Origin of the sequence: Nocardia neocaledoniensis, assembly GCF_003182135.1 — a bacterium.
GTDB lineage: Bacteria > Actinomycetota > Actinomycetes > Mycobacteriales > Mycobacteriaceae > Nocardia > Nocardia neocaledoniensis.
Map to the genome: position 1 here is coordinate 12,449 of NZ_QGTL01000012.1, position 19,956 is coordinate 32,404.

Below are 19,956 nucleotides of genomic sequence, written 5' to 3' on the forward strand. Positions count from 1 at the left end.
ATGCGCGCGGGTGCGGGCGTGCCTAGCGTCGCGATATGCGCATGCCAGGTCAGACCACCACGCCCGCTCCCGCCGCCTGGTCGATTCCGCGCGGGCTGATCGTGCTGCTCTCGGTCGCCGCCGCGGTGGTCGCCGTGGGCGGGATGAAGACCTTCGCCGGGGTGATCGCGCCGCTGTTCCTCGCGCTGATGCTCACCGTCGCGGTGCAGCCGGTGCAGACCTGGGCGCAACGGCGCGGCTGGCCCGCCTGGCTCGGCATGCTGCTCGCGTTCATCGCCGTGATGCTGATCCTGGTCGGACTCGGTGGGGCACTGGCGCTTTCGGCGTTCCAGCTCGCCTCCCAGCTGCCCGCCTACAGCGACAATCTCGACGACCTGCTCGCGCACGCGCGGGAGTGGCTGGCCACGCTGGGCGTCAGCGAGGACCAGATCCACAAGGCGTTGGAGGGCATCGACGTCCACAAGCTGGTCGGCTATCTCGACGAGCTGCTCGGCGGCGTGCTCGGTGTGTTCTCGAATCTGTTCTTCGTGGTGGCGCTGCTGCTGTTCATGGCGGTCGACGGGATGAGCATCCGCCAGCGCATGAGCGTGGTCACCCGGGAACGGCCCGCGATCGCGCACGCTCTCACCGAATTCGCCCTCGGCACCCGCAAATACCTGGTGGTCTCGACCGTGTTCGGCGCCATCGTCGCGGTGCTCGACGGCGGCGCGCTGTGGCTGCTCGGCGTGCCGCTGCCGTTGCTGTGGGCGTTGCTGTCGTTCATCACCAACTACATCCCGAACATCGGCTTCGTCATCGGCGTCATCCCGCCGGCGCTGCTCGCGCTGCTCGATGGCGGGGTGTCGAAGATGATCTGGGTGATCGTCGTGTACTCGGTGATCAACTTCGTGATCCAGTCGATCATCCAGCCCAAGTTCGTCGGCGACGCGGTCGGTTTGAGCGTCACCCTGACGTTCCTGTCCCTGGTGTTCTGGTCCTGGGTGCTCGGCGGCCTCGGCGCCATCCTGGCCGTGCCGCTGACCCTGCTGGTGAAGGCCCTGCTCATCGATATCGACCCGTCCACGCGCTGGGTCGACGTCCTGATCGGCGCCCCGCTCACCGAGGCCGAAGAGGACGACGAGCGCGCGGAGCCCGACGCGCCCGCACCGGATCCGGCGTGACGGCTCCCGCGCTCGATCCGCCGTGGCGGCGCGGGCTGACCGCGAGCATCGCGCTGCTCGCGGTCGCGCTGCTGCTGGTCGACGGTGTGCTCGCGATCCTGCGCGGGATCGCGGGCCTGGCCGGCGACGAGATCTTCGGCACCCCAACGGGGTACACGTTTCGTCTGGATGCCACCGCCTGGGGCTGGATCCACCTCGCCGTCGGCATCGGTGGTGTCGCGGTGGCTCTCGGGCTGATCCTGAGCGCCACCTGGGCGCGGCTGATCACCATCGGGCTCGCCGCGCTGTCGATCGTCGTGAACTTCCTGTCGCTGCCGTACTGCCCGTGGTGGTCGGCGATCCTGCTCGGCCTCGACGTCGCGATCATCTGGGCGGTCGCGCACTGGGAGCCGGAACCGTCCTGAAATTCGGTGGCGGGCGCGGCTGCCGCTCGCCTACCCTCGGCTCACCGAATTCCGCTGGGGGAGGACCTGACCATGCGCGCCCGAGAGACAGCGAGCACCGAACAACCCGCCGAGCGGCCCGATCTCGTCGCGTGGCGACGCCGGCACGCGCTGCGCAGTTCCTCGGCCGCGACGGCCGTGCCGAGCGGGCGGACCTATCGGCGCGCGGCGAAGCATCGCGATCGCCGGTACGACAGCTGAGCCCGGCCCCGGCCACGGCCGGCTGTGCCATGCTCTGGTGATGGACAGCGCCGCGGACCCGGCAGCCGCGCGAGCCGAGTTCGATCGGTTCGTCGCTCCGCTGCGCGCGGAACTCCACGTGCACTGCTACCGCTTCCTCGGCTCGATCCACGATGCCGACGACGCCGTGCAGGAAACGCTGCTGCGCGCCTGGCGCTCCCTGGACACCCTCGCCGACACGGGAAAGCTCCGGCCGTGGCTGTACAAGATCGCGACCAACCGCTGCCTGACCATGATCGAGCGCCGCGGCAAGCGGGAACTGCCGATGGACCACACGGAGACGCCGGCGGCTGAACGGGTGTGGCTGGAGCCCTACCCGGGCGCCGGTGTCGGGGAGCCCGGGCCGGAAGCGAGATACACCGCGCGGGAGGCCGTGGAGCTGGCCTTCGTGGCGCTGCTGCAGCAATTGCCCGGCGTGCAGCGCGGTGTGCTGATCCTGCGCGATGTCCTCGGGTTCTCGGCGAACGAGACCGCCGAGCTGCTCGAGGTGAGCCTCGCCTCGGCCAACAGCGCCCTGCAACGCGCCCGCGGGCACATCGCGCGCGGCACGTCGAGCCCGTCGCACGATCCGGACGACCCCGGCACGGTCCGGCTGGCCCAGCGCTACGCGGCCGCGTGGGAGGCCGCCGATGTGGCGGGCATCGTCGCCCTGTTCGCCGCCGACGCGCGCTACGCCATGCCGCCGCTGCCCGAGTGGTACGCCGGGCGGCCGGCCATCGAGGACTTCCTGGTGACCGGTCCGCTGCGCTGGCGCTGGCGCTTCCTGCCGACGCGGGCCAACGGTCAACCCGCGTTCGGCACCTACAACTGGGATGCCGAGAGCGGCTTGTTCGTGGCCATGGCCCTCGACGTGCTGACCGTCCGGGACGGCGCGATCACCGAGGTGATGTCCTTCCTCGACCCCGCCCTGTTCGGCCGGTTCGGCCTGCCCGACACCGTCGGCGACTGATTCCTCGCCCGGCGATTACTCCGGCGCCCACTCCGGGGTCATATCGGTAGTGGGACGTTCCCACCGCCGGCCCCCCGATCGGGCGCGGCGCCAGGAAGGGAGACCGACATGTCGGCAGACGAACACCAGATCCGCACCCTGATCCACCAGTGGGCCGCCGCGGTCCGCGCGGGCGACCTCGACGGAGTCGTGGCCGACCACGCGGCCGACATCGTCATGTTCGACGTGCCGCCACCGCAGCGCGGCGTCCGTGGCATCGACGCCTACCGGGCGACGTGGCCGCCGTTCTTCACCTGGCTCGTCGACGGATCGTCCTTCGACATCGTCGACCTGTCGGTGACGGCGGGCGCCGACACCGCGTTCGCGCACGCGCTGCTGCGGTGCGGGCGCCCCGAAGACCTTGCCGCCGAACCGGATACGCGCCTGCGGCTCACCCTCGGCCTGCGCAAGGAAGCCGGGCGGTGGGTGGTCGCGCACGAGCACCACTCGTTCCCCGACGCCACCGTGGCCGACCCGGCCGCGCTCAGCTCGCGCGGGTGAGGGTCACCAGCGGGAGCGGCTTGTCGGTCTTGGACTGGTAGTCGGCCAGCAGCGGGTTCTGCGCCATCGCCCAGGCGGCGAACTCGGCGTAGCGGTCCCCGGTGAGGACATCGGCTGTGGCGGCGAACTTCTCGCCGCCCAGCTCGATCGTCACCTCGGGATTCGCCTTGGCGTTGTGGTACCAGGCCGGATAGCGGTCCTCCATGAAGGAGCTGACGTAGAGCACGTCGTCGCGGTAGAGCGCGCCGAGCGGAACCACGTGCGGCGTACCGCTCTTGGCGCCGGTGGTGGTGAGCAACAGCAGGGTCGCCCCCGCGTAGTCGCCGCCGACCTTGCCGTCGTTCTCCCGGAACTCCCGGATCACGTCGTCGTTCCAGCCGGCCATCTCGTCGGGGGAGTACTCCCTGTTCCACGGTGCGTCGGGATCGTCGTAGGAAGTGACCTGCTTGTCTGCGTCCATGTCCGAAGTGTGGCAGGGACCACCGACAGGTTTCGGGGCGCGAGATCAGTCGCTCGCGTAGCGGCGGATCGCGATCGGAACGGCCACCGCGAACAGGATGGCCAGCCACCCCGTGGTCGCCGCGACCGGATGCTGGACCGGCCACGCGTGTCCGGCCGCGCCGGACAGGTCGCTGCCGAGGAGCCCGCGCAGAGCCGCCACCAAGGCGCTGACCGGGTTCCATTCCGCGATGGTCGCGACCACCGGCGGCATGGTGGAGGTCGGGACGAACACGTTCGAGAACATCAGGGCGCCGAAGATCAACGGCGCGGTCTGCTGCAGCATCTGCTCGTCACGCACCGCGGCGCCGAGGGCGATCCCGAGCCACGACAGCGCGCAGCGGAACGCGACGAGCAGGGCGACCGCGAGCGCGACCGCACCGGGTCCCGCCTCGATCCGCCAGCCGAGCCCGTATCCGGCGCCGGTCATGAGTGCCAGCGCCAGGACGCCGACCACGGTCTCGGCCAGCGCGAACCCGGCAGGCGCCGCCGCCGACGGCAGCGGCAGGGCGCGTAACCGGTCGGTCAGGCCGCTGTGCAGGTCGGCATTCGTGGTCGACGCCGTCGAGGTCAGCGCCATGGACGCGACCAGGACCAGGACGCCGGGCATCAGATAGGCCCGGTAGGCGGCGGCCTCGCCCCCGTCGGCGAGCGCACCGCCGAAGACGAACCCGAACAGCAGCATCATGCCCAGCGGCGCCGCCAACGTGACGGCGAACAGTCCGGGCGAGTTGCGATAGTTCATCAGCACCCGGCCGGCGAGGATGAGCGCGCCCGCGGAGACGGACACCGCGCGGGTGTCGCCGGCGCTCATGCCGAGAGCCGATCGCCGCCGGTGAGCGCGAGGAAGGCGTCGTCGAGGGTGGTGACGCGGGAACCGATGTCGCGGACCAGGATTCCGGCGGCGTCGAGGGCGCGCAGCACCGGGAGCAGCCCCGGGTCGGGGCCCGCGAAGGTGAAGGAGACGCCGATCGGCGAATGCCGCTGCGGAGGTGTCGGTTCCGTCGGTGTGCCGCCGAACTCGCGCAGAACGGCCACCGCGGCGGCGTAGTGTGCGGGATCGTCGAGGACCACCTCGAGCCCGGCCGGGACCGCGGCGAGGATCTGCTCGGGCGTGCCCGCGGCGATCACCCGGCCCGCCTGCAGGATGGTGATCGCGTCGGCCAGTCGCTGCGCCTCGTCGAGGTACTGGGTGGTGAGCAGCACGGTCGTGCCCTCGGCGACGAATTCCCGGAGGTGGCGGTAGATCTCGTTGCGGCTGTGCGGATCGAGGCCGGTGGTGGGCTCGTCGAGGAACAGGACGGCGGGACGCACGATCATGCCCGCGATGATGTCGAGTCGTCGCCGCATTCCACCGGAGTAGGTGGCGGTTACCCGGTCGGCCGCCTCGGCCAGGTCGAACCGCTCCAGCAACTCGTCGGCGCGGCGGCGGGCGGCCGGCGCGCGTAAACCGTTGAGGCGGGCCAGCAGCACGAGATTCTGGCGGCCGGACAGGCGTGGATCGACGGCATGGAACTGACCGACCAGGCCGAGTTGCCGCTTCGCCTGGTCGGCCTGGCGCACGGTGTCGAAGCCGCGGATGGCGGCGCGGCCCGAGGTGGGACGCGTCAGCGTCGCCAGCATACGCACGATGGTGGTCTTGCCCGAGCCGTTGGGCCCCAGCAGTGCGTGGACCTGGCCGGTGGGGACCCGCAGGTCCACGCCGGCCACCACGGTTTTGCGGCCGTAGGACTTGGTGAGCGCGGCGACTTCGATGGCAGGCACGGCGGCCTCCTTTAATTGGGAACAATGTTCGCAATTGCAGGATACGCATCTGCTAACACTGTTCGCAACTGGGGTTCTGCGGCATGCTGACAGTCATGACGCGGACCGGATCCTCCCTGTGGTCGCGCGGCGCGGTGACCAGGCCGGGGCCGCGACCCGCCTACACCCTCGACCAGCTGGCCGACGCCTGCGTGCGCCGGGCCGACGCGGGCGGGCTGCGCGCGGTCTCCATGCGCGCGGTGGCCGACGAGCTCGGGACCGCGGCCGCGTCGCTGTATCGCTATGTCGACGGCAAGGACGATCTGATCGCGCTCATGGTCGACCGGGTGGCGGGCGAATACGAGTACCCGGATCTGACCGGCGACGTGCGCGCCGACGTCCTGGCGCTGGCGCGCCAGTCCCGCGCGCTGCATCGCAGGCATCCCTGGCTGGTCGTCGCCGCGCCGTCGGCCATGGGCCCGAATTCGGTGCGCTACCTGGACCGGATGGCGGGCACGCTCGCCCAGGCAGGCTTGGACGCGAGCGCCGTCATGATGGGGGTCGCGATGCTCTCGGGCTGGGGCGCGAACTTCGCCGCACAGGAGAACGCGGGTCTGTCGGCCGCCGATCTGGGAGGCGCGTTGCTCGCGGGGGCCGGCGACCGGATGCCGGACTACCCGAACCTGACCAGGCTGTTCGGCGCCACGCCGGACGCGGCGAACGCGCCGGTCGACAGTGACGCGCTCTTCGCCGCGGGGATCGACGCGCTGCTGTTCGGCATCCTGCCGCGAGCGTGAGCCCGGGCGTGCCGGGCCTCAGCTCGGGGGGCGCAGGGCGGCGAACTCGTCGGTGACGCGCAGGCCGGAGTCGGTGAAGCGGTAGAGGGCGGCGGGGCGGCCGCCCGCGCGGCCCGACGGCGCGGTGTCGCCGGTGGGGGTGATGACCTTGCGGCGGGAGAGCACGCGCTGGAGGTTGGTGGTGTCCACGTCGTAACCCAATGCCGCGCAGTAGATTTCGCGCAATGTCGACATCGTGAAGGTGTCAGGGGCCAGGGCGAAGGCGATGTTGGTGTAGGAGAGTTTGGCGGCCAGTCGCGTGCGGGCGTGGTCGACGACGGTGCGGTGGTCGAAGGACATGTCGGGCAGGGCCGAGACCGGGTGCCAGGTGGTGTCGGGCGGCAGCTCGGGTTCGGTGGTGAGCGGCACGAGGCCGAGGTAGGCCGAGGCGATGCGGCGCGGTGCCGGGACGCGATCGGGGGCGCTGAACACCGAGAGCTGCTCCAGGTGGGCCAACTCGCGCACGTCGACCTTCTCCGCCAGCTGGCGCCGGGCCGAGGTGTCGAGGTCCTCGTCGTCGCGCAGTCTGCCGCCGGGGAGCGACCACGTGCCCTTCTGGGGATCCAAGGCCCGCTCCCACAGCAGCACCGCCAGCTCCGGGTGCCGCGCACCGCGACTACCTGCGGAAACGTCGGCGGGGAAGCGGCGAACCTGGAACACCGCGGTGAGCGATTCGTGGATGGTGTTACTATGGGGCACGTTTTCGATTCTAAGTCGAAAACCTGGTTTGGTGCGAATCGAGGCGAGAAAGCCGTTCGCACGAGGAAGGAGCCACCATGGCGACGACGACTGCACAGCCGACGCTGATGGGTTCGGTTTTCGACGGACCCTCGGGGTACACGGGTGTCGAGGCGACGCCGGAGTGGGCGCGGGAGGTGCGGCGGCTGGCGCGCGAGCGCAACGCCACCATCCTCGCGCACAACTACCAGCTGCCCGAGATCCAGGACGTGGCCGACCACGTCGGCGACTCGCTGGCACTGTCGCGGATCGCGGCCGAAGCCGAAGAAGACACCATCGTGTTCTGCGGCGTGCACTTCATGGCCGAGACCGCGAAGATCCTCAGCCCGGCCAAGACCGTGCTCATCCCGGATCAGCGCGCCGGGTGCTCGCTGGCCGACTCCATCACCGCCGAGCAGCTGCGGGAGTGGAAGGCCGAGCACCCCGACGCGATGGTGGTCTCCTACGTCAACACCACCGCCGAGGTGAAGGCGCTCACCGACATCTGCTGCACCTCCTCCAACGCCGTCGACGTGGTCGCCTCCATCGACCCCGACCGCGAGGTGCTGTTCCTGCCCGACCAGTTCCTCGGCGCGCACGTCAAGCGCGAGACCGGCCGCGCGAACATGCACATCTGGGCGGGCGAGTGCCACGTGCACGCGGGCATCAACGGCGACGAGCTCACCGAGCAGGCGCGCACGCACCCCGACGCCGAGCTGTTCGTGCACCCGGAGTGCGGCTGCGCCACCTCGGCGCTGTACCTGGCCGGTGAGGGCTCGTTCCCGGCCGATCGGGTGCACATCCTGTCGACCGGCGGCATGATCGACGCGGCCAAGCAGGCCAAGTCCACCCAGGTGCTGGTGGCCACCGAGATCGGCATGCTGCACCAGCTGCGCAAGGCGGCCCCCGGCATCGACTTCCAGGCCGTCAACGATCGCGCCTCCTGCCCGTACATGAAGATGATCACCCCCGCCGCGCTGCTGCGCTGCCTGGTCGAGGGCGCCGACGAGGTGCACGTCGACCTGGCCATGGCCGAGGCCGGGCGCGCGTCGGTGCAGCGGATGATCTCGATCGGCAATCCCGGCGGTGGGGAGTGACCCCGCGCCGGGCCGCGTGGTCGAACCGGTAACGGCCATGACGGCGACGGTTCCGGTCTCCTGGGAGGCCGAGGTCGATCTGGTGGTCGTCGGCGGCGGCGTCGCCGGGCTCACGGCGGCGCGCACGGCCTCACTGCGCGGGCTGCGCGTGCTCATCCTGAGCAAGGGCGGCCCCACCGACACCTCCACCCAGTACGCGCAGGGCGGCATCGCGGTCGTCGCGCCGCGCGGTGACTCGGTCGACTCGCACGTGCACGACACGGTCGAGGCCGGTGCGGGGCTGTGCGAGGTCGACGCGGTGCGTTCGATCGTCGCGGGCGGGCAGGCGGCGGTCGCCGCGCTGACCGACCTGGGCGCGGTGTTCGACCTCGGGCGCGACGGACAGATCTCACGCACCCGCGAGGGCGGGCACAGCACCCGCCGGATCATCCACGCCGGCGGCGACGCGACCGGGGCCGAGGTGCAGCGCGCGCTGAACGCGGCCGGGCTGCCGGTGATGTTCGGCGCCGCGGCGCTGCGGGTGCTGACCGGGCCCGACGGTGTGCGCGGCGTTGTCGCGGTGTCGGACAACGGTTTCGGCGTCGTGCGCACCCCGGCGGTGCTGCTCGCCACCGGCGGGCTCGGGCAGCTGTACGCCTCGAGCACCAATCCGCCCGGCGCGACCGGCGACGGCGTGGCGCTGGCCCTGTGGGCCGGGGCCGCGGTGGCCGATCTCGAATTCGTGCAGTTCCATCCGACGGTGCTCCACACCCCGGGCGGGGTGGGCAGGCGGCCGCTGATCAGCGAGGCGGTGCGCGGCGAGGGCGCGGTTCTCGTCGACGCCGCGGGCGAATCGGTGACGGCGGGCGTGCACGCGCGCGGTGATCTCGCGCCGCGCGACGTGGTGTCGCGAGCCATCGCGGAGCGGATGCGGGCGACGGGAACCGACCACGTGTTCCTCGACGCGCGCGCGATCTCCGGCTTCGCCCAGCGGTTCCCGACGATCACCGCCTCCTGTCTGGCGGCGGGCATCGACCCGTCGGCCCAGTTGATTCCGGTCGCGCCCGGCGCCCACTACCAGTGCGGCGGCGTGCTCACCGACACCGCGGGGCGAACCGGGGTACCCGGCCTCTACGCCGCGGGCGAGGTCGCGCGGACCGGGCTGCACGGGGCCAACCGGCTGGCCTCCAACAGCCTGCTGGAGGGCCTGGTCGTGGGGGAGCGGGCCGGCGCGGCCGCGCTCGAACGGCTCGGCGCACCGACCGAAATCGGCGAGATCCCCACGTGGACGGTCGAATTCGCGGAACGCGCGGTGGTGCAGCGGGCGATGACCGCGCACGCGTCCGTGGTGCGCGACGGTGCCGGGCTGGCCACCGCCCTCGCCCGGATCGAGGCGGCGCGCACGGCGGGCGCACCACTCGACGCCGTCGCGAACCCGGCTCCTGGCGACGGAACCGGGCGTCATGGGTTCGACGCGGCGCTGACGCTGCGCCGGATCGAGGACGCCGCGCTGACGCTGACCGCCCGCGCGCTGCTGGTCGCGGCCGCGGATCGCGCCGAGAGCCGGGGCTGTCACACGCGGGCGGAGTACCCGCGGCCGGTCGAGGACCGGCGTCACAGCACGGCGGTGCGGTGGGCTGCCGACGGCACGCTCGCCCTCGCCGCGGTCGACGCCGTGGCCGTGCCGACAGGCGCGCGGTGAACCGCGCGCACGGCAGTGCGGTCGATCGCGGACACCCCTGCGAAACGGCCGCGCGGCGAGTCGCGGACCGGCCGGTGTCGACAGGTTCGCGATGGACGGAGGACCCACCCGGCCGGACCTGCCGTGCTGTCGTCGGTCGCCGGGCCGGGGCCGGGCGTCCGTCGACGCCGCGGTGATCGCCGCCGGATTCGCCGTGGTTCGCCGCGGAAATCGCTAGTCGTACAACGCAATACCCGCGGTGGACCCGGTCCGCCGCCGCAACGAACCGGCGCACCGCGCGCCCGACGAGAGGAGTGCAGTGATGGCGCTGGATGCCGCGCTGGATCGTGACGAACTGCTGACGCTGATCCGGACCGCGCTCGACGAGGACCTGCGCTACGGCCCCGACGTCACCACGGTCGCGACCGTGCCCGCCGACGCGGTCAGCAAGGCGGCGGTGGTCTCGCGGCAGGTCGGCACCGTCGCCGGTCTCGACGTCGGGCTGCTGGTGCTCGACGAGGTGATCGGCGCGGGGAACTACACCGTCACCGACCGCGTCGCCGACGGCACCCGGGTGGAGCCGGGCACGTCGGTGCTGAGCATCGAGGCGCCGACGCGCGGCCTGCTGACCGCCGAGCGGACCATGCTCAACCTGGTCTGCCACCTGTCCGGCATCGCCACCGCCACCGCCGCCTGGGTCGACGAGGTCGACGGCACCGACTGCGAGATCCGCGACAGCCGCAAAACGCTGCCCGGGCTGCGGGCACTGCAGAAGTACGCGGTGCGGGTGGGCGGCGGCGTCAACCACCGCATGGGCCTCGGCGACGCGGCGCTCATCAAGGACAACCACGTGGTCGCGGCCGGTTCGGTGGTCAACGCCCTGCGCGCGGTCCGGGAACTGGCGCCCGACATCGCCTGCGAGGTGGAGGTCGACAGCCTCGAGCAGCTCGACGCGGTCCTGGCCGAGAACGTCGAACTCGTGCTGCTCGACAACTTCCCGCTGTGGCAGACCCAGGCCGCGGTCCAGCGCCGCGACGCCACCGCCCCGGACACGAAACTCGAGTCCTCGGGCGGACTCTCACTCGATCAGGCCGCCGACTACGCCCGCACCGGCGTCGACTACCTCGCCATCGGCGCCCTCACCCACTCGGTCCGCGTCCTCGACCTCGGCCTGGACATGTGACACAGAGCCGGCTCGGGCGGCGCCGCCCGGCCCGAGCCGCTGGAAAACCCTGAGCCCTTCCGCCTCGTGCTGCCCTAGCGTGGGGTCGTGGAGTACGCGCAGGGATGGGACAGTCGTGCGGTGCTGGTCGCGGGGCGCTGGGTGGAACGCCGACCGCGCCGTCCCGAGGTCGCCGAGCAACTGCGGCGCGAAACCCGGCTGATGCCGTGGCTGGCGCCGCGGCTGCCGCTGCCGGTACCGGTCCCATGGCTGTGGAGCGAGACCCCGCCGGCCGTGCGCCACGACCTGGTACCCGGCCGGGCGATCGAATCCACCGGCGCCGAGCACGGACGCGCGCTCGGCGAATTCCTCCGCGCGCTGCACGACAGTCCCGCCGCCGAGGCGATCCGGCACGGTCTGCCGTCCGCGGACCGAACCCGTGCCGACCGGGCGGCCGCGGTGGCCCGGTTCCGCGTCGACGTCGTGCCGTTGCTGCCACTGCCGCACCGGGATTCGGCCCTGACCGTCCTCGCGGCCGTCGCGGCGGCGCCCGCGGACACCGTCGTGCACGGCGACCTCGGACCGGAGCACGTGCTGGTGGACGGCGGGCGGGTGTCGGGCGTGATCGACTTCGGTGACGTCCATCTCGGCGACGCCGCGAACGACCTGGCCTGGCCGCTGTACGGCGCGACGGCGGAGTTCGCGGGCGCGGTCGCCGACGCCTACGGCGTCACCGAGGAACTCCGCGTGCGCGCGCTGCTGTGGCATCGCCTCGGGCCCTGGTACGAGGTGACGCACGGGCTGGACATCGGGGACGCCGAGGTGGTGAGCGCCGGCGTCACCGGCGTGCTCGACCGGCTCGCGGAGCCCTCCTGACCACCGCGGTCACGGCTCCACGGTGACCTTGATGGCCTCGCCGTTCTCGACGATCGTGAAGGCGTCGAGGACCCGCTCCAGCGGGAGGCGATGGGTGATCAGATCCTCGACCGGGACCCGGCCGGTGGCGATGTAGTCGAGCGCGCGCCGATTGTGTTCCGGCGCCGAACCGTTGGCGCCGTGGATGTGCAACTGGCGGTAGTGCACCACATTGGAATCGCAGGTGATGGTCGGGTTCGTCTTGGGCAGGCCGCCGAAGAAGGAGATGCGGCCGTTGCGGGCGGCCATCGCGATCGCTTGTTCCTGGGTGACATTGGCGGCGGTCGCGGTGATCACCACGTCGGCGCCGCGACCGCCGGTCAGTTCGAGCACCCGCTCGACCACGTCGACCTGGGACGCGTCGATCACCTCGTCGGGGTGCACGGCCTTCGCCGAGAGCGCCAGCCGTTCGGCGTTCACGTCGACGAGATACACCGGCCCGCACCGGTGTACGCCGCGCGCGATCCGGATGTGCATGCACCCGATCGGGCCCGCGCCGAAGATCACCACCGTGTCGCCGGGCTCGATCCCCAGCAGTTCCTGGGCGTTGATCGCGCAGGCCATCGGCTCGGCCGCGGACGCCTCGGCGAAACCGACGTTCTCCGGGATCAGGTTCATCCCGTCGACGCGCAGTACCTCCGCGGGCACGATCATGTATTCGGCGAATCCGCCGTCGAATTGGTAGCCGACCGAGGTCTGGTTCCGGCAGACCGCCATCCAGCCCTTCGCGCACTCGTGGCAGGTCCCGCACGGCACCGCCGCGATCACCTGGACGCGATCGCCGACCCGCCACTCCGTGCCGTACCGCGCGGCCACCTCGGCGCCCACCTCGACGACCTCGCCGGCGATCTCGTGCCCGAGAGTGCGTGGGGGAGTGAGGTTCTGGTGCCCGTTGTGCCGGATCTTGACGTCGGTGCCGCAGGTGGAGCAGTTGCGCACCCGCAGCTTGACCTCGCCGGGACCGCACTCGGGTTCGGGGATGTCCTCGAGTCGGAGGTCTTCGGGTGCGTAGTAGCGCAGGGCCTTCATGGAGCCGTTCCTTCCCGCCGTCTCCGGCCGGTGTGAGCTGGGTCGCTGTCTTCACGGTAGCGACCATTCGGGCACAAATCCAGACAAATGGCTGCCCGGTTGTGCCCGAATGCTTGTCAAGATGCCCGATTGTGCGCTCTACTGGGGTGACCAATGTGGCTCGGGTCACATCTGATCGAGTGGTTTCGAGGAAAAGCGATGTCTGTCTCCCCACCGGAAGCCCGCACCGGGCTGCGCGTCCACGTGCAGCGGGTCGGGACGTTCCTGTCCAGCATGGTCATGCCGAACATCGGCGCCTTCATAGCCTGGGGCCTGCTCACGGCCCTGTTCATCGAGAAGGGCTGGATCACTTCCCTCACCGATGCCTGGGGCGCCGACAGCTGGGTGGCCGAGATCGGCGGCTGGGGCGCGTACGAGGGCGGCGGCATCGTCTCGGTGATGATCACCTACCTGCTGCCGATCCTGATCGGCGCACAGGGCGGCAGGCTGATCTACGGCACCCGCGGCGCCGTCGTCGGCGCGATCGCCACCATGGGCGTGGTCGCGGGCGCCGAGGTCCCGATGTTCCTGGGCGCCATGATCGTCGGACCGCTCGGTGGCTGGTTGATCAAGAAGCTGGACGGATTGTGGGAGCACCGGATCCGGCCCGGCTTCGAGATGCTGGTGAACAACTTCTCGGCCGGGATCAGCGGCGCGGTGCTCGCGGTGTTCGGCTTCTTCGGGATCGGGCCGGTGGTCACCGCGTTCAGCGATCTGGCGAGCGATGTCGTCGACTTCCTCGTCGAACACAGCCTGCTGCCGTTGACCTCGGTGTTCATCGAACCGGCCAAGGTGCTGTTCCTCAACAACGCGATCAACCACGGCATCCTCACCCCGCTGGGCACCAATCAGGCGGCCGAGACCGGGAAATCGATCCTGTTCCTGCTCGAGGCCAATCCGGGGCCGGGCCTGGGCCTGCTGCTGGCGTTCGTGGTGTTCGGGCGGGGAGCGGCCAAGGCCTCGGCCTCCGGCGCCGCGGTGATCCACGTCTTCGGTGGCATCCACGAGATCTACTTCCCGTACGTGCTGATGAAGCCGAAGCTGATCGTCGCGGTGATCGCGGGCGGGATGACCGGTGTGCTGATCAACGTGGTGTTCGACTCCGGGCTGCGCGCACCCGCGGCGCCCGGTTCGATCCTGGCGGTGTACGCGCAGACCGCGAGCGGCAGTTACCTGGGCGTCACGCTGTCGGTGATCGGCGCGACGGTGGTGGCGTTCCTGATCGCGGCCGTGCTGTTGCGGACCGATCGAGCCGAGGCCGAGCCCGATCTGGCCGCGGCGACGGCGACGATGGAGGCGATGAAGGGCAAGCGTTCGATCGCCTCGACCGCACTGCGACCCGCCGGGCGATCGGCGATCTCGACGATCGTGTTCGCGTGCGACGCCGGCATGGGTTCCTCGGCGATGGGGGCTTCGGTGCTGCGCAAGAGGATCCGCGCGGCGGGGTTCACCGAGGTGAGCGTGGTCAATCAGGCGATCGCGAATCTCACCGACAGCTATGACCTGGTGGTCACCCACACCGATCTGGCCGAGCGGGCCCGCGCGCGCACGCCCTCGGCCGTGCACGTCACCGTCGACAACTTCATGGACAGTCCCGCCTACGGCGAGATCGTCGAGATGCTCGCCGGGACAGCCGATCCGGGAGCGGGCACGCGAGAACCCGAATTGCTGGCCGAGGAGTCCGTCGTGCTCGCGGGCCGGGCGCGTGACGCGGACGGCGCCATCGACGAAGTGGGCGCGCTGCTGGTGGCGGCCGGTGCGGTCGGCCCGGACTACGTCGCGGCGATGCACGAGCGGGAGCACACGGTGTCGACGTTCATGGGCAACGGCCTGGCCATCCCGCACGGCACCCTCGCCGCCAAGGACGGCATCCGGCACAGCGCGATCGCGCTGGCGCGGTATCCGGAGCCTGTCGAGTGGAACGGGCATCCGGTGGAGTTCGTGCTCGGCATCGCCGCCGCCGGGGACGACCACCTCGCGCTGCTGTCGCGGATCGCGACCGTCTTCGCCGACGCCGAACAGGTCGATCGGCTGCGGTCGGCGGCGACACGCGCGGAGATCGCGGCCGTACTCGGTGCCGTCGACGCCCCGGCCGGTGTCGCAGAATAGCCAGGTGGATTCGGAGTCGAGGCAGTCGCTGATCGTCGAGTACGCCCGCGCCCGCGGCCGGGTGGACGTCCTCGGCCTGGCCGACGAGCTGCAGGTCGCGGCGGAGACCATCCGCCGCGACCTGCGCGCGCTCGCCGAACGCAGGCTGCTGCGGCGGGTGCACGGCGGCGCCATCCCGCTCGAGAGCGCGGCCTTCGAATCGAGCCTGGAATATCGCAGCCGGGTGGATCTGGCGCAGAAACACCGGATCGCCGCGGCCGCGGTCGAGCAGGTGCACGGCGCCGAAACCGTCTATCTGGACGAGGGATTCACCCCGCGGCTGATCGCGGAGAAGCTGGCCGAACGGGAGCTCACCGTCGTCACCGCCTCCCTGCTGGCGGCCGAGGTACTCGCCGACAGTCCCGGGATCACGGTGCTGCTGCTGGGCGGGCGGATGCGGGGCCGCACCCTGGCGACCGTCGACCACTGGGCCCTGCGCATGCTGGACGAGCTCACCATCGACCTCGCCTTCCTCGGCACCAACGGCGTCTCGGTGGAGTACGGCCTGACCACCCCGGACCCGGCGGTCGCCGCCGTGAAGGGGACCGCGGTGCGGCGGTCGCGGCGGCGCGTGCTGGTCGCCGCCGACAGCAAGTTCGGGATGAGCAGCTTCTGCCGGTTCGCCGAGATCGCCGATTTCGAGACACTGATCACCGGCTCCGAGCTGTCCGCGACCGAGGCGCGCCGTTATGAAGCCCTGGGGCCCACGGTGATCCGCGCCTGAGCTACGTCGTGAGCTCGCGCTGGAGCGGGGTCCGGAAGCGGGGGATGGCACGGACCTCGCCGAACCACGCGGTGGTGCGGGCGATCTCGGCGTCGATGAGCTTCTCGGTGTCGCCGCCGACGTCTTCCAGCAGGCGGGTGACGATCTCGCCGTCGGCGCGCTGGGCCCAGCCGCCGACGATGCGGCCGTCGGCCCAGATGCTGGGGCCGATGTTGCCGTTGCGGTCGAACAGGGCGGACGCGTGCGGGCCGAGGAACCAGTCGCGGGTCTGCCAGCCCATCGGAGTGGGGTCGAGGGCGGGCAGCAGCGCGGCCCACGGCTCGGGCGCCGGGACCGGGTCGAGGTCCTCGGTGAGGAGGATGCCGGTGCTGCCGTCGTCGAGCGCCACCTCGGTGATGTCCAGCTCCGCCAAGGCCTTTCGGACGTCGCCGAGAGTCCAGCCGGTCCACCACTTGAGATCGGTCACCGGCGCGGGGCCGAAGGCGTACAGCCACCGGCGGACCAGGTCGACGCGCGCCTCGGCGGCGGGTACGGGGCCGAGATCTCGGGGCAGCCAGGTTTCCACGGGCGACCAGGTGTACTGGCTGCTCGTCCAGCCGCCGTTCGGGCGGCCGCGCACGATGCGTCCCTCGGCGCCGAGCACCACCAGCACCCAGGTGGTGATGCTGGTCGGCTTCGAATAGGGCTTGCCGGGCGCGGTGTCGACCTGGGTGCGCAGCCGCGGCACCGCCTTGCTCAACTGGGCGCCGGTCGCCGCGCCCAGCCTCAGCAGCGCCGAATGCGTCTCCGCCTCGACCTCGGACCACCACGCCTGGACGTCACCGTCGACGACTCCGGCCTGCTCGAGATAGCGGCCGTAGGTCTTGCGCTGCTTGATCGCCAGCGCGTCGCAGCACGAGCCCTGCAACACCGGAACCAGCTCGGTCGGCGCCACGAACATGGTGCGCCGCATGGCGAGCAGCCGCACCAGCGCGCGGTCGTCGTAGAGGGCCCGTTCGACATCCGCGGGCGCGAGATCGATGCCACGGGCCCCGACCGACAGATACACCGTCGCCGGATCGGTCGCGTGCAGCACCACCAGCGAGCGGGCGATGTCCACCGGATCACCCGAACGCGCCGAGGGCGCGAGCCGATGCCGGTCCGCCAACCGCGCCCGCCGCTGCGCGGTATCGATCGAAAGCATGCCCGGATGGTAAGCGCCCCCACCGACAGAACCGCCGAGAGCACACACTCCCGCGGCCATCCGTGCGCTCAGTCGGCGGCCGCGCCCTCGAGAGCGTCGAGGAACCCGGCAACTTCACGCCGAGAGCGCAGCCGGACGAACGTGATCGCCGAGTGCGCGGGATCATCCAGCGCGGCAAGATATCTCGTCCGGTTCGTGGCATGGGTGGTCCACGCCCACCGGATCACCGACTGCGCCGGGTCGGCCGAGAACATGCTCGACCACGATTCCCGGTTGCCGTTCCAGAGCTCGCGCCTGGTCAGGGCGCGGCCCACCGTCCGGGTGACGACCTGGTACATGACCAGCCACCGGGGCAGATCGAGCCACACGACGGTGTCGGCCCGCTGCCACACCAGGTCACCGAGCTTTGTCCGGTAGTTGCCGTCGGCCACCCAGGCGTCCGCCGCGGTCCGCTCCGCGACCGCGACTCGGAAATCAGCTGCTGACATGGGCGTCCAGTTCGCTTGGTGATGAATGGCGTCCAGTTCGATGTACGGGATCTCCAGGCGCCGCGCGATGTTCCTCGCCAAGGTGCTCTTGCCGGAACCCGACGTCCCCACCACCGAGATTCTCCGCATCACGGCATTATCCACGCTGGGCGGGCGGGAATTAGTGTCCATTTTGTACAGAGTGTGCGGTTGCCGATTTCGCTCCGGCGGTGCGAAACACGTTGCTATCGTCCGCTCATGAGCGCAGCGCCACCGGTCGTGACCTCGGCGGAACTCGGCGTGGATGATCAGGAACGTCCCGCCAGGACGCTCGGTGGATTCCCGGCGCGGCTGGTGTCCGTGGTGTCGTTCGGGCTGGCGATGCTGGCGCTGTGGCAGGTGTTCCGGCCGCTGCCGCAGGGCAGTCAGTACTACCTCGTCGTCTTTCTCGCGATCGCCCTGCCGCTGGTGTTCCTCGGGTACCGCTCGGGTTGGGGCAGGCTCGATCGGGTCGACGGGCCCGCACCGCTGGACTGGGTGCTGGCCGTGGTCACCGCGCTCGTCTGCCTGTATCCGGTGCTGCCGTTCACGCTCGGCGACGGCGGCGGAGGCTACGACGCGTTCCTCGACCGGCAGGGCATGCTGGCGCCGCTGGACGTGCTGATGGGCGGACTGCTACTGGTGCTGGTGCTCGAGGCGTGCCGGCGCACCACCGGGATCATCCTGCCCGCGGTCTGCCTGGTGTTCCTGGCCTACGGCTACTACGGCGGTCTGCTGCCGCAGAACTGGACGATCGCGCACGCTGGACTCGACGTCGACCAGATCGTCGACGCGCTGTACAACTCCGGCAGCGGCTTCTACGGCACCCCGCTGGACGTCGCGGCCAGCTACATCGTGCTGTTCACCCTCTACGGCGCGGTACTCGAATTCTCCGGCGCCGCACGATTCTTCGTCGACCTCTCGGTTTCGCTGTTCCGCCGCTCACACAGTGCGGCCGGGCGCACCGCCGTCGTCTCCGGATTCCTGCTCGGCACCGTCTCCGGCTCGGGCACCGCGACCGCGGTGAGCACCGGCGCGGTCACCTGGCCGATCCTGCGCCGGGCGGGCTATCGGCCCGAACAGGCGGGCGGCATGCTCGCCGCCGCCGGCGTCGGCGCCATCCTGTCGCCGCCGACGCTCGGCGTCGCGGCGTTCATCGTCGCCGAATACCTCGACGTGGCGTACGTGACGGTGCTCGGCTGGGCGCTGATCCCGACCCTGCTCTACTACCTCGGCATCCTGCTGTCGGTCGAGATCGACGCCCGGCGCATCCACGCCGAGGGCCGCGCGCCCGCCGACCTCGCCGACGGGCCGCTGCCCACGCCGTGGTGGAAACTGCTGGGACGCTTCGGCTATCACTTCTCCTCGCTGATCGTGATCGTCGTGCTGCTGCTGGCCGGGATGAGCGCCACCCGCGCCGTGGTCTACGCGATGGTCCTCGCCCTGGTCCTGGCCGTCCCCGACCGCATCCTGCGTGCCAGAGCGGAAACCCCTGCGGGGGAAGAGGATTCCGCCCCGCCGCAGCGGGGCTGGTCGCGGCGGGAGATCGGCGCCTTCGTCCTCGACGCCCTGCGGGCCCTGGCCTACGGCATGCGCTCGGCGCTGCCCGTGGTGGCGGTGTGCGCCGCGGCGGGTGTGATCACGGCGATGACCACCAAGACCGGTCTCGGCGCGCAGCTGGCATCGTTGCTGGTGCGGGCCGGTTCGGTGCTGTCCGACGACCCCGCGGTGGTGCTGGCGACCACGGCGGTGCTCGCCGCGATCGCGCTGTCGCTGCTCGGTCTCGCGGTGCCGGTGACGGCCTCGTTCGTCATCGGCTGGGTGATCATCGGCCCCGCGCTGCTCGACCTCGACGTCGCGGCCCCGGCGGCCGCGATGTTCGTCTTCTACTTCTCGGTGCTCTCGGAGGTGACGCCGCCGACCGCGCTGGCCGCGGTCGGCGCGGCCGCGGTCACCGGGGCCAAGGCCGTGCCGACGATGTGGGCCGCCCTGCGCTACGCGCTGCCCGCCTTCCTGGTGCCGCTGATGTTCGTGCTCACCGACTCCGGCCAGCACCTGCTCGGGCGCGGCGCCGTGCTCGACGTGCTGTGGGTGAGCGCGGCCGCCTGCGTCGGCGTCGCGGCGCTGGCGGCGGCGACCGGCGGCTGGCTGTTCGGCCTCGGCGCGATCGGGCCGATTCCGCGCGGTCTGGCCGCGGCGGCCGGGCTCACCTTGCTGTACCCGGCGCCGACCGCGACCGCCATCGGACTCGCGGTGCTGGTCGCGGCCGTGCTCGCGGGCACGGTCGACCGGATGCGACGTCGAACCGCCACGGGCACACCGTGATCCGTGGACATCAGCAGGCGGCAGCGTAGCCGTCGACGAGAG

At 71.3% G+C, this 19,956-nt stretch carries 20 protein-coding genes; 13 read left to right on the forward strand and 7 right to left on the reverse strand.

Annotated elements, in window-relative coordinates; translation table 11 throughout:
• The first annotated feature begins 35 nt into the window (after positions 1 to 35).
• The 5 genes from DFR69_RS26415 to DFR69_RS26430 all read left to right on the forward strand — a co-directional run bounded on the left by DFR69_RS26415 (position 36) and on the right by DFR69_RS26430 (position 3,332).
• Positions 36 to 1,160 (forward strand): AI-2E family transporter, encoded by a 1,125-nt coding sequence (locus tag DFR69_RS26415; protein WP_110040355.1) that lies wholly within the window; start codon positions 36 to 38, stop codon positions 1,158 to 1,160.
• Positions 1,157 to 1,564 carry a DUF7144 family membrane protein gene (locus DFR69_RS26420; RefSeq protein WP_110040356.1) on the forward strand — a complete coding sequence of 136 codons (408 nt, stop codon included), beginning with the start codon at positions 1,157 to 1,159 and terminating at the stop codon, positions 1,562 to 1,564. Before DFR69_RS26415 ends, DFR69_RS26420 begins: the two co-directional genes overlap by 4 nt.
• Positions 1,565 to 1,636: 72 nt before the next feature.
• Positions 1,637 to 1,804, forward strand: a complete 168-nt coding sequence (locus DFR69_RS34625; RefSeq protein ID WP_167456413.1) for a hypothetical protein — start codon at positions 1,637 to 1,639, stop codon at positions 1,802 to 1,804.
• Positions 1,805 to 1,844: 40 nt separating this feature from the next.
• Complete coding sequence (locus DFR69_RS26425; RefSeq protein ID WP_110040357.1) at positions 1,845 to 2,792, forward strand: RNA polymerase subunit sigma-70; 948 nt, start codon at positions 1,845 to 1,847, stop codon at positions 2,790 to 2,792.
• Between the two features lie 108 nt (positions 2,793 to 2,900).
• Positions 2,901 to 3,332 (forward strand): YybH family protein, encoded by a 432-nt coding sequence (locus tag DFR69_RS26430; protein ID WP_110040358.1) that lies wholly within the window; start codon positions 2,901 to 2,903, stop codon positions 3,330 to 3,332.
• Here the strand turns inward: DFR69_RS26430 and DFR69_RS26435 are convergent.
• From DFR69_RS26435 to DFR69_RS26445, 3 genes are read right to left on the reverse strand one after another with little or no spacing between them, the layout of a single operon-like run.
• A complete protein-coding gene (locus tag DFR69_RS26435; RefSeq protein ID WP_110040359.1) occupies positions 3,316 to 3,792 on the reverse strand; it encodes a nitroreductase/quinone reductase family protein in 477 nt (158 codons plus the stop codon). The two genes, DFR69_RS26430 and DFR69_RS26435, sit on opposite strands and share 17 nt — an antisense overlap.
• 45 nt (positions 3,793 to 3,837) lie before the next feature.
• Entirely contained in the window at positions 3,838 to 4,644 is an 807-nt protein-coding gene (locus tag DFR69_RS26440) for an ABC transporter permease (protein ID WP_110040360.1), read from the reverse strand.
• On the reverse strand, positions 4,641 to 5,594 hold the full coding sequence (locus DFR69_RS26445; RefSeq protein ID WP_110040361.1) for an ABC transporter ATP-binding protein: 954 nt from the start codon (positions 5,592 to 5,594) through the stop codon (positions 4,641 to 4,643). The genes DFR69_RS26440 and DFR69_RS26445 overlap by 4 nt, the downstream gene beginning before the upstream one ends.
• 95 nt (positions 5,595 to 5,689) lie before the next feature.
• Here DFR69_RS26445 and DFR69_RS26450 point away from each other — a divergent pair, with 95 nt between their 5' ends.
• Positions 5,690 to 6,370, forward strand: coding sequence for a TetR/AcrR family transcriptional regulator (locus DFR69_RS26450; RefSeq protein ID WP_244198474.1), 681 nt, complete (start codon positions 5,690 to 5,692; stop codon positions 6,368 to 6,370).
• An 18-nt stretch (positions 6,371 to 6,388) separates the two neighbouring features.
• Here DFR69_RS26450 and DFR69_RS26455 read toward each other — a convergent pair whose 3' ends face one another.
• Positions 6,389 to 7,108 (reverse strand): NUDIX hydrolase, encoded by a 720-nt coding sequence (locus tag DFR69_RS26455; protein WP_110040363.1) that lies wholly within the window; start codon positions 7,106 to 7,108, stop codon positions 6,389 to 6,391.
• Between the two features lie 77 nt (positions 7,109 to 7,185).
• Between DFR69_RS26455 and nadA the strand changes: the two genes are divergently transcribed.
• From nadA to DFR69_RS26475, 4 genes are all read left to right on the forward strand, one after another.
• Positions 7,186 to 8,223, forward strand: coding sequence for a quinolinate synthase NadA (gene nadA / locus DFR69_RS26460; protein ID WP_110040364.1), 1,038 nt, complete (start codon positions 7,186 to 7,188; stop codon positions 8,221 to 8,223).
• 37 nt (positions 8,224 to 8,260) lie between these two features.
• Entirely contained in the window at positions 8,261 to 9,904 is a 1,644-nt protein-coding gene (locus DFR69_RS26465) for an L-aspartate oxidase (protein ID WP_110040365.1), read from the forward strand.
• Positions 9,905 to 10,205: 301 nt separating this feature from the next.
• A complete protein-coding gene (gene nadC, locus DFR69_RS26470; protein WP_110040537.1) occupies positions 10,206 to 11,066 on the forward strand; it encodes a carboxylating nicotinate-nucleotide diphosphorylase in 861 nt (286 codons plus the stop codon).
• A gap of 87 nt (positions 11,067 to 11,153) precedes the next feature.
• Positions 11,154 to 11,921, forward strand: coding sequence for an aminoglycoside phosphotransferase family protein (locus DFR69_RS26475; protein ID WP_110040366.1), 768 nt, complete (start codon positions 11,154 to 11,156; stop codon positions 11,919 to 11,921).
• Between the two features lie 9 nt (positions 11,922 to 11,930).
• On the opposite strand, the gene DFR69_RS26480 is transcribed toward DFR69_RS26475, so the two are convergent.
• The gene (locus DFR69_RS26480; RefSeq protein ID WP_110040367.1) at positions 11,931 to 12,989 is read right to left on the reverse strand and encodes a zinc-dependent dehydrogenase; all 1,059 of its coding nucleotides are present in this window, start codon (positions 12,987 to 12,989) and stop codon (positions 11,931 to 11,933) included.
• Between the two features lie 198 nt (positions 12,990 to 13,187).
• Between DFR69_RS26480 and DFR69_RS26485 the strand changes: the two genes are divergently transcribed.
• Together DFR69_RS26485 and DFR69_RS26490 are read left to right on the forward strand one after the other, a co-directional pair.
• Complete coding sequence (locus DFR69_RS26485; protein WP_110040368.1) at positions 13,188 to 15,137, forward strand: PTS mannitol transporter subunit IICBA; 1,950 nt, start codon at positions 13,188 to 13,190, stop codon at positions 15,135 to 15,137.
• 4 nt (positions 15,138 to 15,141) lie between these two features.
• The gene (locus DFR69_RS26490; protein WP_110040369.1) at positions 15,142 to 15,900 is read left to right on the forward strand and encodes a DeoR/GlpR family DNA-binding transcription regulator; all 759 of its coding nucleotides are present in this window, start codon (positions 15,142 to 15,144) and stop codon (positions 15,898 to 15,900) included.
• Between the two features lies 1 nt (position 15,901).
• Here the strand turns inward: DFR69_RS26490 and DFR69_RS26495 are convergent, their stop codons facing one another.
• Positions 15,902 to 17,083 (reverse strand): winged helix DNA-binding domain-containing protein, encoded by a 1,182-nt coding sequence (locus DFR69_RS26495; protein ID WP_110040370.1) that lies wholly within the window; start codon positions 17,081 to 17,083, stop codon positions 15,902 to 15,904.
• 68 nt (positions 17,084 to 17,151) lie between these two features.
• Positions 17,152 to 17,700: an AAA family ATPase gene (locus tag DFR69_RS26500; protein ID WP_110040371.1), complete on the reverse strand. Its 549-nt coding sequence runs from the start codon at positions 17,698 to 17,700 to the stop codon at positions 17,152 to 17,154.
• Positions 17,701 to 17,808: 108 nt separating this feature from the next.
• Between DFR69_RS26500 and DFR69_RS26505 the strand changes: the two genes are divergently transcribed.
• Positions 17,809 to 19,914, forward strand: a complete 2,106-nt coding sequence (locus tag DFR69_RS26505) for a TRAP transporter permease (protein ID WP_110040372.1) — start codon at positions 17,809 to 17,811, stop codon at positions 19,912 to 19,914.
• The last annotated feature ends 42 nt before the right edge of the window (positions 19,915 to 19,956 follow it).

Excerpts from the sequence above, each read along its gene's own strand:
- DFR69_RS26425 (WP_110040357.1), top strand. The coding sequence starts at position 1,845 with ATGGACAGCGCCGCGGACCCGGCAGCCGCGCGAGCCGAGTTCGATCGG.
- DFR69_RS26435 (WP_110040359.1), bottom strand. The coding sequence starts at position 3,792 with ATGGACGCAGACAAGCAGGTCACTTCCTACGACGATCCCGACGCACCG.
- DFR69_RS26415 (WP_110040355.1), top strand. The coding sequence starts at position 36 with ATGCGCATGCCAGGTCAGACCACCACGCCCGCTCCCGCCGCCTGGTCG.
- DFR69_RS26440 (WP_110040360.1), bottom strand. The coding sequence starts at position 4,644 with ATGAGCGCCGGCGACACCCGCGCGGTGTCCGTCTCCGCGGGCGCGCTC.
- DFR69_RS26450 (WP_244198474.1), top strand. The coding sequence starts at position 5,690 with ATGACGCGGACCGGATCCTCCCTGTGGTCGCGCGGCGCGGTGACCAGG.
- nadC (WP_110040537.1), top strand. The coding sequence starts at position 10,206 with ATGGCGCTGGATGCCGCGCTGGATCGTGACGAACTGCTGACGCTGATC.
- DFR69_RS26500 (WP_110040371.1), bottom strand. The coding sequence starts at position 17,700 with ATGCGGAGAATCTCGGTGGTGGGGACGTCGGGTTCCGGCAAGAGCACC.
- DFR69_RS26480 (WP_110040367.1), bottom strand. The coding sequence starts at position 12,989 with ATGAAGGCCCTGCGCTACTACGCACCCGAAGACCTCCGACTCGAGGAC.
- nadA (WP_110040364.1), top strand. The coding sequence starts at position 7,186 with ATGGCGACGACGACTGCACAGCCGACGCTGATGGGTTCGGTTTTCGAC.
- DFR69_RS26505 (WP_110040372.1), top strand. The coding sequence starts at position 17,809 with ATGAGCGCAGCGCCACCGGTCGTGACCTCGGCGGAACTCGGCGTGGAT.
- DFR69_RS26485 (WP_110040368.1), top strand. The coding sequence starts at position 13,188 with ATGTCTGTCTCCCCACCGGAAGCCCGCACCGGGCTGCGCGTCCACGTG.
- DFR69_RS26465 (WP_110040365.1), top strand. The coding sequence starts at position 8,261 with ATGACGGCGACGGTTCCGGTCTCCTGGGAGGCCGAGGTCGATCTGGTG.
- DFR69_RS26495 (WP_110040370.1), bottom strand. The coding sequence starts at position 17,083 with ATGCTTTCGATCGATACCGCGCAGCGGCGGGCGCGGTTGGCGGACCGG.
- DFR69_RS26430 (WP_110040358.1), top strand. The coding sequence starts at position 2,901 with ATGTCGGCAGACGAACACCAGATCCGCACCCTGATCCACCAGTGGGCC.
- DFR69_RS34625 (WP_167456413.1), top strand. The coding sequence starts at position 1,637 with ATGCGCGCCCGAGAGACAGCGAGCACCGAACAACCCGCCGAGCGGCCC.